The sequence below is a fragment of the Marinobacter sp. SS8-8 genome, assembly GCF_030540945.1.
GTDB lineage: Bacteria > Pseudomonadota > Gammaproteobacteria > Pseudomonadales > Oleiphilaceae > Marinobacter.
In genome coordinates this window covers 109158-124428 of sequence record NZ_JASSVN010000003.1, presented here as the reverse complement: position 1 = coordinate 124428, position 15271 = coordinate 109158, and the positions used below count along the sequence as shown (strand labels likewise).

14 protein-coding genes, 1 other RNA gene and 1 pseudogene are annotated in these 15271 nt (G+C 57.7%); 7 read left to right on the top strand and 9 right to left on the bottom strand.

Annotated elements, in window-relative coordinates; all coding sequences use genetic code 11:
• Positions 1–12: 12 nt before the first annotated feature.
• The gene (aroQ, locus tag QPL96_RS04425; RefSeq protein WP_303285826.1) at positions 13–453 is read right to left on the bottom strand and encodes a type II 3-dehydroquinate dehydratase; all 441 of its coding nucleotides are present in this window, start codon (positions 451–453) and stop codon (positions 13–15) included.
• A 273-nt stretch (positions 454–726) separates the two neighbouring features.
• Positions 727–2337 carry a diguanylate cyclase gene (locus QPL96_RS04420; RefSeq protein ID WP_303285825.1) on the bottom strand — a complete coding sequence of 537 codons (1611 nt, stop codon included), beginning with the start codon at positions 2335–2337 and terminating at the stop codon, positions 727–729.
• Between the two features lie 315 nt (positions 2338–2652).
• On the opposite strand from QPL96_RS04420, the gene QPL96_RS04415 reads away from it, so the two are divergent.
• Positions 2653–3705: a DUF2333 family protein gene (locus tag QPL96_RS04415; protein WP_303285823.1), complete on the top strand. Its 1053-nt coding sequence runs from the start codon at positions 2653–2655 to the stop codon at positions 3703–3705.
• A gap of 78 nt (positions 3706–3783) precedes the next feature.
• Here QPL96_RS04415 and ppa read toward each other — a convergent pair whose 3' ends face one another.
• Positions 3784–4311: an inorganic diphosphatase gene (gene ppa, locus QPL96_RS04410; RefSeq protein WP_303285822.1), complete on the bottom strand. Its 528-nt coding sequence runs from the start codon at positions 4309–4311 to the stop codon at positions 3784–3786.
• A gap of 538 nt (positions 4312–4849) precedes the next feature.
• On the opposite strand from ppa, the pseudogene tssI reads away from it, so the two are divergent.
• Both tssI and QPL96_RS04400 read left to right on the top strand, forming a co-directional pair.
• Positions 4850–6259 (top strand): annotated as a pseudogene (gene tssI, locus QPL96_RS04405) (type VI secretion system tip protein TssI/VgrG); the annotation flags it as partial.
• An 87-nt stretch (positions 6260–6346) separates the two neighbouring features.
• Positions 6347–7402 carry a hypothetical protein gene (locus tag QPL96_RS04400; RefSeq protein ID WP_303285821.1) on the top strand — a complete coding sequence of 352 codons (1056 nt, stop codon included), beginning with the start codon at positions 6347–6349 and terminating at the stop codon, positions 7400–7402.
• A gap of 122 nt (positions 7403–7524) precedes the next feature.
• Here the strand turns inward: QPL96_RS04400 and QPL96_RS04395 are convergent, their stop codons facing one another.
• Both QPL96_RS04395 and rpiA read right to left on the bottom strand, forming a co-directional pair.
• Positions 7525–8664 (bottom strand): acyl-CoA dehydrogenase family protein, encoded by a 1140-nt coding sequence (locus tag QPL96_RS04395; RefSeq protein WP_303285820.1) that lies wholly within the window; start codon positions 8662–8664, stop codon positions 7525–7527.
• Positions 8665–8802: 138 nt separating this feature from the next.
• Positions 8803–9483 carry a ribose-5-phosphate isomerase RpiA gene (gene rpiA / locus QPL96_RS04390; RefSeq protein WP_303285819.1) on the bottom strand — a complete coding sequence of 227 codons (681 nt, stop codon included), beginning with the start codon at positions 9481–9483 and terminating at the stop codon, positions 8803–8805.
• Positions 9484–9634: 151 nt separating this feature from the next.
• Here rpiA and ilvA point away from each other — a divergent pair, with 151 nt between their 5' ends.
• Both ilvA and QPL96_RS04380 read left to right on the top strand, forming a co-directional pair.
• The gene (gene ilvA, locus QPL96_RS04385; protein WP_303285818.1) at positions 9635–11170 is read left to right on the top strand and encodes a threonine ammonia-lyase, biosynthetic; all 1536 of its coding nucleotides are present in this window, start codon (positions 9635–9637) and stop codon (positions 11168–11170) included.
• 267 nt (positions 11171–11437) lie between these two features.
• Complete coding sequence (locus tag QPL96_RS04380; RefSeq protein WP_303285816.1) at positions 11438–11599, top strand: hypothetical protein; 162 nt, start codon at positions 11438–11440, stop codon at positions 11597–11599.
• Here the strand turns inward: QPL96_RS04380 and QPL96_RS04375 are convergent.
• The 4 genes from QPL96_RS04375 to QPL96_RS04360 form a co-directional block, all read right to left on the bottom strand.
• On the bottom strand, positions 11581–12216 hold the full coding sequence (locus QPL96_RS04375; protein ID WP_303285815.1) for a 5-formyltetrahydrofolate cyclo-ligase: 636 nt from the start codon (positions 12214–12216) through the stop codon (positions 11581–11583). The two genes, QPL96_RS04380 and QPL96_RS04375, sit on opposite strands and share 19 nt — an antisense overlap.
• Positions 12217–12220: 4 nt before the next feature.
• Positions 12221–12402, bottom strand: a non-coding RNA gene (ssrS, locus tag QPL96_RS04370) — 6S RNA.
• Between the two features lie 63 nt (positions 12403–12465).
• Positions 12466–12762, bottom strand: a complete 297-nt coding sequence (locus QPL96_RS04365) for a cell division protein ZapA (protein WP_303285813.1) — start codon at positions 12760–12762, stop codon at positions 12466–12468.
• Positions 12762–12968, bottom strand: a complete 207-nt coding sequence (locus QPL96_RS04360) for a TIGR02449 family protein (RefSeq protein WP_303285812.1) — start codon at positions 12966–12968, stop codon at positions 12762–12764. Before QPL96_RS04360 ends, QPL96_RS04365 begins: the two co-directional genes overlap by 1 nt.
• A 348-nt stretch (positions 12969–13316) precedes the next feature.
• Between QPL96_RS04360 and QPL96_RS04355 the strand changes: the two genes are divergently transcribed.
• Positions 13317–13916: a UPF0149 family protein gene (locus QPL96_RS04355; protein ID WP_303285811.1), complete on the top strand. Its 600-nt coding sequence runs from the start codon at positions 13317–13319 to the stop codon at positions 13914–13916.
• A 28-nt stretch (positions 13917–13944) separates the two neighbouring features.
• On the top strand, positions 13945–15264 hold the full coding sequence (gene pepP / locus QPL96_RS04350) for a Xaa-Pro aminopeptidase (RefSeq protein ID WP_303285809.1): 1320 nt from the start codon (positions 13945–13947) through the stop codon (positions 15262–15264).
• Positions 15265–15271: the final 7 nt, after the last annotated feature.

Sequence of the window (15271 nt, the reverse complement as noted above, 5' to 3'; positions counted from 1 at the left end):
GTTTTGTCAGGTCTATCGGTGAATGCGTTTCAGGGCGGCCTGAAGTGCGAGGTCGTACCCCTGGCTGCCCAGCCCACAGATAACGCCGTCGGCGATATCCGAGAAATAGGAGTGATGCCGGAAGGGTTCCCGTGCATGCACATTGGAAAGATGCACTTCGATGAATGGGATCCCCGAAGCCAGTATGGCGTCCCTGAGGGCAATGCTGGTATGGGTGAAAGCAGCCGGATTGATGATGATGAAATCCACGCCTTCTGCCCGGGCTTCGTGAACCCGCTCAATCAGTTCGTATTCGGCGTTTGACTGCAGATGCAGCAGGTGATGACCTTTCTCTGCCGCCAGCGAGCGCAACCGGTCGTCAATATCGGCCAGTGTCTCGTAACCATAGACCTCTGGCTCTCGGGTGCCGAGCATGTTGAGGTTGGGGCCATGGAGCACCAGAATTGTCGACATGGTTCTGTCTGCCTTGATGTCTTTTAACAGAATCGCCGAAATTAACGGCAAGTTCCCTCAATGGTGCGTGCTTGTTTCCCTCAGATCAACACTTTTTGACAATCTTCCCTGTTGTCCATTGGTCGTAATAAAGACGGCAAATGAAGCGAAACGGGCTCTTTCCGTTGACGATAATCATTGTCGTCAACGATGGCGAGAACTTCTATACGACGTTGGTTTCATAAATGACAGGCGCCGGGCAAGGCCTGAAGCATGCCCGGCGGGGCAGGATGGTCAATCCTCCAGGGTAACGCAGTTGCGGCCGTGTTCCTTGGAGGTGTAGAGCGCCCGGTCCGCGCGCTCGCACAGGGCCTGGGATGTCTCTTGATTCCAGGCTGCGATGCCGCAGCTGAAGGTGACATTGAACTCCCTGTCCCCCGCCGGTTGATGCAGTTCCGAGAAGCGTTCTCGGATTTCGTTGAGCACATTCCGCGCATCGCTTGGGCGGGTGTTGGGCAGGATGATGGCAAATTCCTCTCCGCCATAGCGGCCAATGTGGTCGGTTTTACGCAGGCGCTGCTTGAGGAACATCGACAGGCTCCGCAGCACCCGGTCCCCAATCGGGTGGCCAAAGGTGTCGTTCACCTTCTTGAAATAGTCGATGTCGATCATGGCAAAGCACAGAGGCTGGCCTTTCTGCCGCGCCCGGACGATTTCCTGATCCAGCAGGTGCAGGCTGTGGGTGTGGTTGAACAGCCCGGTCAGGCTGTCACGAATCATCAGTGCCAGCAGCGAACGCGCGCGCCGTCCGCGGTTATGAATGGTCGCAATCAGGTGCTTGGAGTCGATCGGTTTGGTGAGGAAGTCGTCACCGCCCAGGCTCATTGCGTGGAGTTGCTTGCTGACATCTTCTTCCGCCGACAGGTAAATGATGGGTACGCTGTGAAAGCGGTCCTGCTGACGGATCACCCGGGCGATTTCCATTCCGGTGCAGCCTGGCATGTACATATCCAGAATGATGATCTCCGGAGAAAATTCCTCCAGGCCATGAATAATCTGCATCGGGTCGGTGATGATGCGGGCGGTCATCCCCGCTTTTTTCAGCACCGTTTCCATGTATTTGGCCTGGGCCCGGGAGTCGTCCAGTACCAGTACCTTATAGGGCTCTACTGTATTGCCATGGGTGTAGGTTTCGATCTTCTCGATCAGTTGGCCGGGATCAACCGCCGGATAGAAGAATTCCTCGCCGCCACAGCGGGAAGCCTGCAGCCGGGTCTCAATGGAGCCGTCTTCGTCGCTCACGAAAATGATCGGGATGGGTGTGTCGTGACGTTCCTGAAGATGTTCAATGGTGGCGATACCCGCATTGGGCGTGCCGCCAAAATTGACATCCACCAGAATGGTTTCCGGCTTGTGGAGTGCGCAGGCTTCGGTCAGATCTTCGGGGCTGGCAAAGGCTGAGGCCCGGAAGCCGAAAAACTCCAGCTGACGGATGAGGCGGCCTGCCATCTCCTGATTGCCGAGGGCAATGTAAACCGGGGTGCGACGGAACTGGTGAGGCATTTCGGGGTTGTTGCGGTCTGTTCGGCGCAGCGTGCTTTGGGAGAGGGCCTCGATGGCATCCTGGAGTTTCCGTTCCAGGGTCTCGTCCAGCGCGGAGCCGGCCTCCCAGTGGTTGATCAGCTCCAGAATGGCCTGGCCGGCGTCAGCGTGGCTGACCATTTCGAAACGCTGTGCGTAACGGACCAGTTTGCCTGTGGCGGTGGCGAACTCCCCGCGATGAGCCGCGGCCTTCTCGCCGTCTTCGTGAATCTTTTGCCAGGTATCCAGAACAACCCGGGCCTGGGTTGTTACCCGGCGTGCGAAATGCTGCCTGAGTTTTTCTTTCTGGCTTTCGTCGTTCATGTTGCTCCGGCCTGTTTTTTTCGTTATTGGTCGTCCTTCCCCGGTGCGGACAATTTTCAACCTTAGTCCTTTTGCAGAGTCTATAGTGTTTAATGTTGTCGGCGTAGGTTGCGCACTGTAAATGTTTGTCAACTCTGCGCTGCAGGTCACAATCACCCGGCCAGGCCATCACCCGGCCAGACCATGCTCCCACAGGAGTGGAAACCCCGGCGGAATACTCGGTACTCTGTACGCTGGGTATCGACGGAGCCATGGGTTACCATCCTGGCCGGCCGTTTGCCGCTGACAATCAACAGACAGGGGATTAAAAGTCATATGCCAGGCAAAATCAGACAGTACTTCAGGGACAGGAAAGACGATGTTCGGAATTCTGCCGGGGGCAGCGGTGTTATTGGCAAGCTCATTCTGGCGTTGCTGGTGGTGTACCTCCTGGTGTCGGTCGTCCTTGGCATGTACTGGAGCAGCGAGCCCGACGCGTTTTCGGTTCGTGAGCATACCCGCTCAGTAGCCAGTTCCATGGGGCGTGAACCGGTGACAGGTTTCGCGACCACGGTAACCATGATCCGGATCGCCGAAACCCTGCTTGAAAAGCCCGGCGGCTATATTTCCAACGATATATTCCCGCCGGGCGTTTGGCTGGACAACATGCCCAGTTGGGAGTTTGGCGTGCTGGTGCAGCTCCGGGACCTGTCCCGGGCCATGCGCCGGGATATTGCCCGCTCCCAGAGCCAGTCCGCGGAGGACCCGGACCTGACCATCGCGGAGCCGCAGTTTAATTTTGACAGCGGAAGCTGGGCCATCCCGTCCACCGAAGCGGAATACCGTCGCGGCATCGCAGCCCTGAAGCGCTACCTCAACCGGTTGTCCAGCCCGGAGCAGTCCCGCGCCCAGTTCTATGCCCGGGCGGATAATCTGGCAAACTGGTTGGCGGACCTTGAAACCAGAATCGGCAGCCTCTCAAGAACATTGGGCGAGAGTGTTGGCAAGGCCTCGGTATCTGATGCAGTGGCCAATATGGATATGGATAACCCGCTGCAGGAAGAAGCAAGGGGCATTGATGTGAAGACGCCCTGGACCCAGATTGATGATGTTCTCTACGAAGCCCGGGGAAGTTCCTGGGCGCTGTTGCATATCTTCCGGGCCATTGAAGTGGACTTCCGGAAGGTGCTGCAGGATAAAAATGCCATGTCCAGCGTGAAACAGGTGATCATTGAGCTGGAAGGTGCCCAGGGTCCAATGTGGAGCCCGGTGGTACTGAACGGCAGCGGTTTTGGCGTACTCGCCAATCACTCACTGACCATGGCGGCCTATCTCTCCCGGGCCAGCGCGGCAATCAGTGATATGCGGGATCTGCTTTCCCGGGGGTGACCGGCCACCTGCCCCGGGTGGGCAGGCATAGACAAACCGGGCATCGCGCCCGGTTTTTCTATGCCTGGAATTACCGGGTCAGCCCTTGTAGGCGTTCACGGAATCGACGATGGCTTTTCTGGCAGCTTCGGCGTTGTCCCAGCCCTGAACCTTGACCCACTTGCCCGGCTCAAGGGTCTTGTAGTTCTCGAAGAAGTGCTTGATCTGATCGCGCAGCAGTTCGGGCAGATCGGTGATTTCCCGAACGTTGTGGTAAGTGGTGGTCAGTTTGTCGTGAGGCACGGCAACCAGCTTGGCGTCACCACCGGCTTCGTCTTCCATGTTCAGCACGCCAACCGGGCGGCAGCGGATCACGGAGCCTGCCTGAACCGGGTAAGGGGTTACTACCAGCACGTCCAGGGGGTCGCCGTCGTCGGCCAGGGTGTGCGGGATGAAACCGTAGTTGGCCGGGTAGAACATCGGGGTGGCCATGAAGCGGTCCACCAGCAGGGCGCCCATGTCTTTGTCCAGTTCGTACTTCACCGGGGAGCTGTTGGCCGGGATTTCGATAGCAACGTAAATATCTTCAGGCGGGTTCTTGCCTGCGGGGATGTTGTCGAATTGCATGTGCGATCCTTCCTGAGGTGCGTTTGACTGCATTGGAAAAGTGGACGCAATTATACGGGACAATGGTGAGGATCGAAACCAAACGTTGGACTGTAACGTTATGCGCCATATTGTTGCCGTATTCTGACTCTGGTAATTTCCGGAAACGGAAAGCAAGGAACGTTAATCCACTCTCAAGGGATAATGAGAAGATGACGCCACAAAGGAAGGGTTGGACAGTTGATCTCTCTGCGTGTCTGGCGCGGCATGAAAGCGGGCTCTCAATAAGATTTGAGGGGGTTCCGGGCACTTCTCACTTCGGCGGCTCTCCGTCTCGCCCCGGAGGCATTTCCCACCACAGATTCCTCGCCTTGGCCCGTGAGGGCTTTCAGCTTTACCAGAGTTGTTATCGTAGCGAGCACGAGGAGAACCGGAGCCCGGGTATTCCTCCATCCCCTAGGCGAACTCCCGTAATTACTCGACGCCGTTCCCACTTATCCCTTTTTTCTCCTGATACTCACTGATCGAGTATTGATCCTACTGACAAAGGACGTTGTTAATGCTGGATTCCACAGGCTTGCAATTCACCGTGGGTGTTGGGGACCTACCCGACGATACTTTCCGTGTGTACGAGTTCGAGGTTGTTGAGGCACTTTCCGACGTGTTTACTCTCAACCTGACAGCGTTCAGCAAAGCCAGCCAGGTTGCGCCGGCGGAGGTGCTGCAACAAGAGATGATCCTTCGAATCTATCAGGATGGTCGGTTGCTGCGGCAGTTCAGGGGGGTAGTGGCAGAGTTTTGTCGTGGTGCTGTGGGCCACCACCGAACCCGCTACCAAATGGTGATCAGGCCCACCCTGTGGCGCCTCGGTTTAGGCCGGAACAGCCGGATATTTCAGCATAAGGATACCGAAGCGATAGTGCGGGTGTTGCTGGATGAATACGGAGTGACAGGCACACGTTTCAATTTGGTTCGAACACCGGAAGAACGGGAATACTGCGTGCAATACCGCGAGTCCGATCTTGCTTTCCTGCAGCGGTTGGCCGCCGAGGAAGGCTGGCATTTCCGTATCGAACACGGGCCGGAGAGCTCTGAGTTTGTTATTGCCGATCATCACCGGGACTCACTGAAGCTGGACAAAGCCCCCTACAATGCCATGGCTGGCGGTAGCAGCCGGCAAAGCCGCATAACCCGGTTTGACACCACCGAGCGGGTCGGTGTTGCCGGAGTTGTCATGAAAGACTACACCTTCCGTAACCCCGCCTATGGGCTTGACCATATGGGCATGGCGTCGGGCCTTAAGCATCAGCGACCGGACTACGAACACTACGACTACCCGGGGCGGTACAAGCAGGATGCCAGCGGCGAACCGTTCGCCCGGGCCCGGCTTGATGGCCTCCGACGAAATGTGAGTACCGCCAGCGGTGAGAGCAATCGGGCCGATTTCACGGCCGGCGCATGCGTTCCTCTGGAAGACCATTTTGATGAGGCATCCAACATTGAATGGTTACTGACGGGGGTGACGCATCACGGTGTCCAGCCGCAGGCGCTGGAGGAAGAAGCCGGCGGCGAGCCAACAACCTACGGAAATCGTTTCACGGCGGTGCCTGCGACCGTGAACTGGTGTCCGCGGAACGACAACTGCCGCCCGGTAATGGACGGCCCTCAAATAGCCAGGGTGACGGGGCCGGTCGGGGAGGAGATTTATTGCGATGATCACGGAAGGGTAAAGGTATGGTTTCCCTGGGACCGTTACGGCACGGACGATGAGCACAGCAGTGCCTGGTTACGGGTAAGCCAGGGCTGGGCTGGCGGGCAATACGGATTCATGGCCTTGCCTCGCGTCGGTCACGAGGTGATTGTCAGCTTCCTGGACGGTGATCCGGACCAGCCGATCATAACCGGGCGGACTTACCACGCGACCAATACGCCACCTTATTCCCTGCCGGCCACGGAGGAGCACCAAACGTTTTTCAACTGCCCGGATGTGCGGGATCTGGTGGTGGGTGAACTGCAAACGCTGCTGCCCGACATTCACAGCAAACTGGGAGGCTGAATGACACCGGTTATCCGCAATGCCCTGGCAGGGCTGCTATTACTGACACAAACCATACAAGGAATGGCCATGAGTAAAACGGACGTCAATGAAGCAGAGGTCCCGGAATTCAAATTCACGGAACACTGCGCGGGCCGCTATCAACTGGAGCTGCCGGCGGACATGAAACTGATTCGCAGCGGATACAACGATGAGCAGATCGTGACCTCGGTGTATCCGCCGGAGGAACAGGTCCACGACACCGCCTACCATGGCGAGCACCGTGTTGAGAAATGGCAGGCCCGTGTGGAAGCTGAACGCCAAAAGGAGATTGTGGAAACCGGCTACGTGCACGAGAGTCTGGAGAGTAGCCTTAAGACCCTGGTTTTTTACGCTGACAGAAGAAAAATTCCAGGCATGCGTGAAAAGCCAAATCGAAGCCACAAGTTTGAAACTTTCTTCCTGAAGGACTTCCCAGAGGTAGAGCAGGCCATTGCTATTCAAGGGCAAGGGGCGCTTGGATTGGTATCGCGTGACGAACCTGATTATAAAGCCATCTACCGGAAGCGGCTGGCCCGGATGCAGGAGCGCGCAGCGGCTGTTGAGTACCACCCCTGGCCCCACAAAAAAGCAGGGGTGTGCCTGGACCGGGAATTCGTGGTGGTGAACACGGTGACCCCGGAACGGGAGGGGTACAGCATGAAATTCTACAACGGTCAGCGCTCGCAATTTTTGTTGAAAGCGGGGACCTACACCAGCAAACAGAGGCTGAAAGACGTGCTGAGCGAAGCCAGCGGCATGTTGGCCTTCCTGGCCTCAAGCAGCATGAAAGTGGCGGGCCGCAAGGGCCGGCTGTTTATCAGCGACGGCAAGTACAGCGAGACCGAACGGGAGTTCCGCTGGGTGGCCACTGATGGCAAGGTGAATAGCTTTCGTTACGGCCACCTGGAAATCGAAGGCGCCATCGAGATGAAGGACTACCCGGAAATGGCGCCGATGAGTGGCACGGACGTGATCGTAGGCCTGCTCAAGGGCGTGAAGGAGCGGCCTTACGGCATGCTGGATGTGAAACAGTAGGGCAACGGAATGCATCGTACGGCAAGAATTGAACGCGGTCTTTTGGACCGCGCCTTTTGCCGGGATGTTGGGAATAGTCTGCGGAGGTTGTCTTGGGCGGCGCTTGATCTGTTCTTTCTGCCTCATAGCTTGATCTGCTTGGCAATAAGCTCCTTCATGATCTCTGTCGTGCCGCCGCCGATGGAGAGAATCTTGGCGTCGCGGTACAGGCGCTCGACGACGGTTTCCCGCATATACCCCATGCCACCGAACAGCTGCACCGCTTCCCGGGTGACCTTTTCGCACACATCCACCGAGAAGTTCTTGGCCATGGCCACTTCCTTGATGGGATTCTTGCCCGCCTGCATCAGGGCCGCGCAGCGGTAGGTGTATTCCCGGGCCACGTCGATCTGGGTGGCCATGTCCACCAGCTTGTGGCGGGTTACCTGAAAGCCGGCAATGTTGCGACCAAACGCCTTTCTTTGTTGGGTGTACTCCAGTGCCGCCTCGTAGGCGAGCTGGGCGGTCATGTAGGCCATGATGGCCAGGCTGAGACGCTCGAACAGGAAGTTGCTCATGATGGCGATGAAGCCGGAGTTTTCGGCGCCGATCAGGCGGTCGGCCGGGACACGACAATCCTCGAAGAAAAGTTCGGCGGTGTCGCTGGCCCACCAGCCCATTTTTCGCAGTTTCTTGCCGGTGGAGAATCCGGGCGTGTCCCGGTCGATCAGTAACAGACTGATACCGGCATGACCTTCGCCCCCGGTGCGCACGGCAACGGTGTAGTGATCTGCACGCATGCCGCTGGTGATGAAGGTCTTGCTACCGTTGACGATGTAATGGTCGCAGTCCCGGACCGCCCGGGTTTTCAGGTTGGCGACATCGGACCCGCCGCCGGGTTCGGTAACGGCCAGTGCGGCTATCTTTTCGCCCCGCAGCACGGGCGGCACGATCTGCTCACGAATGTCCTTTCTTGCCCATTTGGCCACCGGCGGCAGTCCGATATCCAGCGAGCCGAGCCCGGCAACCAGGCCGCCGGAGGTGGAGCGCATCAGTTCTTCGGAAACAGCCACTTTCAGATAGATGTCGCCTTCTCCGATCCCGCCCAATGCTTCGGGAAAGCCTATGCCCAACAAACCTGCATCCCCGGCCTTCTTGTAGAGATCCCGGGGAAACTCACCCGCTTCTTCCCAGTCGTCGATGTGCGGCAATACGTGGGTTTGGATGAACTTGCGGGCGGTGGCGCGAACCTGTTGGTGAGTTTCGTTGAAGTAATCGGACACGGTATAGCTCCCTGATCGGAATCAATGGGAGGAGTGTCGCCTAATTTCTGGTACCAAGCAAGCGCTTGGTTTTAGGGGGTCTGGGCAATAAAAAAGCTGGCCCGAAAGGCCAGCTTTGTTTTGCGACAGGTAAGTGGCTCAGGCGCCCTTACGAGGAATGCTCTTTACCCCGTCTTTGGTGCCAAGCAACAGCAAATCGGCCGGACGGCGAGCGAACAAGCCATTGGTCACTACACCTACGATGTTGTTGAGCCTTTCCTCGACCTGGATCGGGCGGGAGATGTCCAGGTTGTGAATATCGATAATGATGTTGCCGTTGTCGGTAGTCACGCCTTCACGGTAAACCGGATCGCCCCCCAGGTTGACGATTTCCCGGCCAACATGGCTGCGGGCCATGGGAATGACTTCCACCGGCAGCGGGAACTGGCCCAGAACGCCCACCATCTTGGAATCGTCGGCAATGCAGATGAAGGTTTTGGCAACCGCTGCCACGATCTTCTCCCGGGTCAGTGCGGCACCGCCGCCCTTGATCAGTTCCAGGCGCTCGTTGGTTTCATCGGCGCCATCCACGTAGAACTCCAGATCGCCGGCGCTGTTGAGATCATAGACCGGGATGCCGTGGCTTTTCAGGCGCTCGGCGGTCGCTTCGGAGCTGGCAACGGCGCCGTCGAATTCGGTTTTCAGTTCCGCGAGCATGTCGATGAAGAAGCTCGCCGTGCTGCCGGTGCCAACACCGATCACGCTCTCGCTATCAAGGCGGGGGACGATGTAATCAATGGCGGCTTTGGCGACGGCTTTTTTCAGTTCGTCCTGGGTCATCGGAGGCTCCGGCTGCAAATCAGGTTGGCTTTGTGCGCATTATAGCGCTTAAGAGCCCTCTGCTTATAGACGGCTGCCGTGCAAACTTTCTACACTGTGGGCTTTTATCAGCCAGCCACCAATCACACACCAACCAAAAGCCGGAACTGCTATGCCGCAACGCTACATCAAGAAGATTCTCGATGCGCGCGTCTATGACGTGGCCATCGAAACACCCCTGACTGAAGCCCGTAGTCTGTCCCAGCGCTTTGGCAATAATATTCTGCTCAAGCGTGAAGACCTTCAGCCGGTGTTCTCCTTCAAGATTCGCGGCGCCTATAACCGGATCGCCCAGCTTTCCGAAGAGCAGAAGGCCAGGGGCGTGATCTGTGCCTCGGCTGGCAATCACGCCCAGGGTGTGGCTCTGGCGGCGAAAAAGCTTGGCATCAAGGCGGTGATAGTCATGCCCCAGACCACGCCGGAGATTAAGGTGCGCTCAGTGCGGGACCACGGTGCCAGGGTGGTGCTGAAGGGCGATGCCTTTGATGACGCCGCTGCCCATGCCCAGGAGCTGATCCGGAAGCACGGCTACACCTACATTCCGCCCTATGACGATCCTGATGTGATCGCCGGCCAGGGCACTGTGGCCATGGAAATCATGTGGCAGTTCAGCAAGCCGATCCACGCGATCTTTATCTGTGTCGGTGGCGGCGGCCTGATTGCTGGCATGGCGGCCTACATCAAGTATCTGCGCCCCGAGGTCAAAGTAATTGGCGTCGAGCCGGAGGATTCCAACTGCCTGCAGGCCGCCATGAAGGCCGGCAAACGCGTAGTGCTGGATGAAGTTGGCATTTTCGCCGATGGCGTGGCCGTCAAGCAGATCGGCAAGTATCCCTGGGAGATCTGCAAGGACCACGTGGACGAGGTGATTACCGTATCCACCGATGAAATCTGCGCCGCCATCAAGGATGTATTTGAAGATACCCGGTCCATTGCCGAGCCAGCTGGTGCGTTGGGCGTGGCGGGCATCAAGAAGTACATCGAGCGGGAGCGGATTGAGGGCGAAAACCTGATTGCCACCCTCAGCGGTGCCAACATGAACTTTGATCGACTGCGCTATATTTCCGAGCGCACGGAAGTGGGTGAGAAGCGCGAGGCGATCCTGGCCGTCACCATCCCGGAAAAACCGGGCGCCTTCAAGACCTTTATCAATGCCCTGCACAAACGCAGCATTACCGAGTTCAACTATCGCTATGCCGATGCCACCAATGCCACGATTTTCGTGGGCATTCAGATTGCGGCAGGAGGGCACGGCCGCGAGGAGCTGGTTCAGGACCTCCGTGAGACCGGTTATTCGGTGGCTGATCTGACCGACAGCGATCTGGCCAAGCAGCACATTCGCCATATGGTGGGCGGCCACGCGCCGAGCATTACCAACGAAAAGGTTTTCCAGTTCGAGTTCCCGGAGCGCCCCGGTGCGTTGCTCAAGTTCCTGATGTCACTGGGTACCCGCTGGAATATTTCCATGTTCCATTACCGTAATCACGGTGCGGCCTACAGCCGGGTTTTGTTGGGAGCCCAAGTTGAGGATGGCGAGGTGCAGGACTTCGAGAAAATGCTCGATAAGGTCGGCTTCCGCTATGAGAGCATGACGGATAATGAGGCTTATCAGCTGTTTCTGGGGCAGGGTAACACCCGGTCCTCCTAGCTCGTGAATTCAGTGCGGGAACCGATTGGGGACACCCTTTCAGAAACACGCTCCTGGCGGCACATCCATGTGTTGCTTTGGCTCCGCACAGTTTCAGAAAGGGTGTCCCCAACCGTTTCGTAAGCTCTGAGAAAGCTTACGGAAGTTTAATCTGTGAAAAATTGTAAAACCGGAGATAGATGTTAGTCTTTCTTCTGATTCTTGAAGTCAAGAATAGCTTGCTGATTTCCCGACATTTTCAAAACTGTATTTTGAGGAACTGAAGCCATGGGCGGTAAGCCTGACATCATCAAAGCCATTGTGCTGATTTTTGCCGTCGGCCTTGTGATTACTGGTTTCACATCCATCCACGCCTCGGAAGACAAAGGCGCACGAGCCTCCAATCTTGTTGGCTCTGTTCAGGTCATGAGTCAGCCTTTGAACCGGTAACGCCGCTTATCGGTCACCACGCTGTGCAGGGGGACATCCCAGGGCTCTACCGGCAGCTTTCTTACCTTCTGAAAATCGTGGGCCAGGCCAATCAGTTTCGGTGCCAGTCTTGGTCGTATACGGCTGAAGGCAAACGTTCTGTCGTAGAAGCCGCCGCCCATTCCCAGTCTTCCGCCCTGTTCATCAAAACCCACTAATGGAAACAGTACGGCATCCAGTGCCCAGGCCGGGCGCCGCAGGCCTTTGCTGAACGCTGGCTCAGGGATGCCAAAGCGGTTGGCGGTCAGCTCTACACCATCGTAATACGGGCTGAAGGCCAGCCTGCCTTCGTGAATCGGATGCAATACCGGCAGGTAGAAGCGGATACCCTTGCGCCGGGCGATGTCCAGATAGACGTGGGGATCAATTTCGCCGTCGTTGGGCAGGTAGATGGCAATATGGCGGGCGCGGTGCAGGTCAAGGTTCTTCAGCAGGTTCATGGCCAGGTACTCGGCGGCTTGTTGCTGCTGCTCGAAACTAAGCGCGCGCCGGTGCTGCCGAAGACGTTTGCGGAGTTCACTGCGCGAAAGAGTGTCCGGATGGTCTTCAAACGGTTGGGGGGCGATAAACTGGCTCAAAACAAAGCTTCCCGGGCTGCCGTTATCGGATGTGGCCCTTGAACCCAGAGTTCAAGGTCGGTGGCCGCTGTGACATATTAGGCTTTCCCCTGACGGGGACGTGCTCACAATGCCCTGAAGTAGCCACCTGGGTAATGCGCATCGGCTCGAGGACGTATCCGACCATCGCGAACAGCCCAGGAAGTTGATCCCATTATACGGGTAGGGTCGGGGCCGATTGCAACACCTGTCGTGCATTCTGTGCGGATTTTAATGGCCCGGGCCGTCACCGAGGGCGCCGTCGAGTTTGTTGTCCATGGCTCTGAGCAGTGTGCTGGTGGCGTCGGACATGGTGTCGCGTTCAAGCAATTCATGGGTAATATTCAGCGCCGCCATGACAGCAATGCGCTCAGTGCCGAATACTTTGCCGCCTGCGCGGATTTTCCGCATATTGCTATCCAGGTGCCTGGCGGCCCTGATCAGTGCGTCCTGTTCTTCCTCAGGACAGGCGACCAAGTATTCTTTGTCGAGGATCTTCACCTCAACCGTGGTGGATTGCTGTGCCATCAGTGATGCTCCAGGGCCCTAAGGCGGCCGATCATGGCTTCGATCTTGTGCTTCGCGTGATCGTTCTTCTGCATCAGTTGGGCCCGTTCCCGGTTCCAGTCATCCTGCAGTTCCCGCAAAGTGACGTTGTCCCGCTCCAGTTTCTGGCAGCGCTCAATCAGCCTGTCCAGCTTGTCCGCTAATGCCCTTACTTCGGACTGTTCCATGGCTCGCCCAGCAGTGGTTTAAGGTAATTGCCACTAACTATAAGTGTGGACGCTAAGTCGGTCAATTTACAGGGTTGTCATTGCAGCGCCTGCGTGATGCAAATCACTGATCGGCTGCTTCTGCGAATTGAAGCGTCTGCAGCCGGGTTCAGGCGTGTTCCCCAGGGGGTATCACCGGGTCCTGTAACGGTATCGCTGGCTCGGGCTTTTGGTCGTCTGTGCGGGCTGTGTGCCTGAATTCCATAACACGTTGTTCGCTCCCCGGATGACAATCAACAGGAAGTGCCTTGGCATCGCCTGAATGCTAGGATAGACCCCTAATTCATCAACACAGGATTCGCCTGTTCCATGGCAGAAACCGACATTTCCGGCGCCGCCCGCGCCGCTGAATTTGAGCGCTGGGCCAATGTCTTTACCGCCCACAAGGCGTTCAGCCATCCCTCCGAATTGCATGGCGCCCTGTGCGGTCGACTGGCTGCCGGGTCACGTATAGAAGAACTGGACTGGCTGGCGATGGTGTGCGAGCACATGGGATTGCCCCAGAGTGCTGCCGAGGAGTCCGGCGACCTCGCTCCGTTCATGAATAAGGCCTACGATCAGGCTCTGGGGCTCTTGAAATCGGCCGACATGAGTTTCCATCCTTTATTGCCTGACGATGATTACGCCATTGAACAGCGACTTGAGGCGCTGGTCGCCTGGGTGCGGGGGTTTCTGGAAGGAATGGCACTCGCTGCCGGGGAGGCTTTGGGGCAGGCTCCGGATGAGATTCGCGAGCTGATTGAGGATATGGTGGCGATCAGCCAGCTTTCCGACGAGGAAGAAGCGGGCGACGAAAGCGAGCAGCAGTTGCTGGAGATCACCGAATACGTCCGGCTGGGGGCGCTGGCGGTGTTTACCGAGTTCAATGCCCCGGAGAAGCCGGCGTCTGAATCGCCGACCCTGCACTGAGCAGGCTAAAACGACGACAGGAGAGTGTATGACCCCCATGATACCTCTGAAGGAGTTTGCCGGGCGCCGTCGCAGGCTGATGGAGCGCATGGCGCCGGACAGCATTGCCATTGTTCCGGCGGCGCCGGAGCGTGTTCGCAACCGGGACGTGCTGCATCCGTTTCGCCAGGACAGCGATTTTCATTACCTGTCCGGTTTTGGTGAGCCAGAGGCGGTGCTGGTTCTGATCCCGGGGCGGGAACACGGTGAGTCGGTCCTGTTCTGCAAGGAGCGGCATCCGGAAAAAGAGCTTTGGGACGGTTTTCTGGCGGGCCCGGAGGGGGCTATTGAGCACTATGGCCTGGACGACGCCTTTCCGATTTCAGACATTGATGACATCCTGCCGGGCATGATCGAAGGCCGCAGCCGGGTTTACTACCCGCTGGGCAAGGACGACCATTTCGACGCCCGGGTGATGGACTGGGTGAGGACGATTCGCAGCAAGGTCCGCAGTGGTGCCCACCCGCCCGGCGAGTTCGTGGCTCTGGAACACCTGCTCCACGATCTGCGGCTCTATAAGAGTGCCAATGAGATCAGGGTCATGGCCAGGGCGGGCGAGATCAGCGCCGAGGCCCATTGCCGGGCCATGAAACGGGCCCGAAAAGGCGGCTTCGAATACAATCTGGAAGCCGAACTGATCCACACTTTTATGGAACACGGCGCCCGATCAACGGCTTACCCTTCGATTGTCGGCGGCGGAGCCAACGGCTGCATCCTCCACTACATCGAGAACAGCGCGCCGCTGAAAGAAGGCGACCTGGTGTTGATCGATGCCGGCTGCGAGTACCAGTGCTACGCCTCGGACATTACCCGGACTTTCCCGGTCAGCGGAAAATTCAGCAATGAGCAGCGAGCCCTGTATGAGGTGGTCCTGGCGGCCCAGTACCAGGCCATTGCGGCTGTGTCTCCGGAAAACCACTGGAACCGGCCCCATGAGGCGGCGCTGGAGGTGCTGACCCAGGGGCTGATAGATCTGGGGCTGTTGTCCGGTACGCTGGAAGACGCCATCGCCAACGAGGCCTACAAACCCTTCTTCATGCACCGCACCGGCCATTGGCTGGGAATGGATGTGCATGATGTGGGGGATTACAAGGTGGGCGATGCCTGGCGCCAGTTGGAGCCCGGGATGGTGCTGACGGTTGAGCCCGGGCTCTACATTGCCCCGGACAATACCAATGTGGATGAGAAGTGGCGAGGCATTGGAATCCGTATTGAAGACGACGTGGTGGTAACCAAAGGCGGTTGCCGCGTCCTGACCGATGCGGCTCCCAAAACCATCGCCGACATTGAAGCCCTGATGGCGGACTGACAACCTT

Excerpts from the sequence above, each read along its gene's own strand:
- aroQ (WP_303285826.1), bottom strand. The coding sequence starts at position 453 with ATGTCGACAATTCTGGTGCTCCATGGCCCCAACCTCAACATGCTCGGC.
- QPL96_RS04420 (WP_303285825.1), bottom strand. The coding sequence starts at position 2,337 with ATGAACGACGAAAGCCAGAAAGAAAAACTCAGGCAGCATTTCGCACGC.
- QPL96_RS04415 (WP_303285823.1), top strand. The coding sequence starts at position 2,653 with ATGCCAGGCAAAATCAGACAGTACTTCAGGGACAGGAAAGACGATGTT.
- ppa (WP_303285822.1), bottom strand. The coding sequence starts at position 4,311 with ATGCAATTCGACAACATCCCCGCAGGCAAGAACCCGCCTGAAGATATT.
- QPL96_RS04400 (WP_303285821.1), top strand. The coding sequence starts at position 6,347 with ATGACACCGGTTATCCGCAATGCCCTGGCAGGGCTGCTATTACTGACA.
- rpiA (WP_303285819.1), bottom strand. The coding sequence starts at position 9,483 with ATGACCCAGGACGAACTGAAAAAAGCCGTCGCCAAAGCCGCCATTGAT.
- ilvA (WP_303285818.1), top strand. The coding sequence starts at position 9,635 with ATGCCGCAACGCTACATCAAGAAGATTCTCGATGCGCGCGTCTATGAC.
- QPL96_RS04380 (WP_303285816.1), top strand. The coding sequence starts at position 11,438 with ATGGGCGGTAAGCCTGACATCATCAAAGCCATTGTGCTGATTTTTGCC.
- QPL96_RS04365 (WP_303285813.1), bottom strand. The coding sequence starts at position 12,762 with ATGGCACAGCAATCCACCACGGTTGAGGTGAAGATCCTCGACAAAGAA.
- QPL96_RS04360 (WP_303285812.1), bottom strand. The coding sequence starts at position 12,968 with ATGGAACAGTCCGAAGTAAGGGCATTAGCGGACAAGCTGGACAGGCTG.
- QPL96_RS04355 (WP_303285811.1), top strand. The coding sequence starts at position 13,317 with ATGGCAGAAACCGACATTTCCGGCGCCGCCCGCGCCGCTGAATTTGAG.
- pepP (WP_303285809.1), top strand. The coding sequence starts at position 13,945 with ATGACCCCCATGATACCTCTGAAGGAGTTTGCCGGGCGCCGTCGCAGG.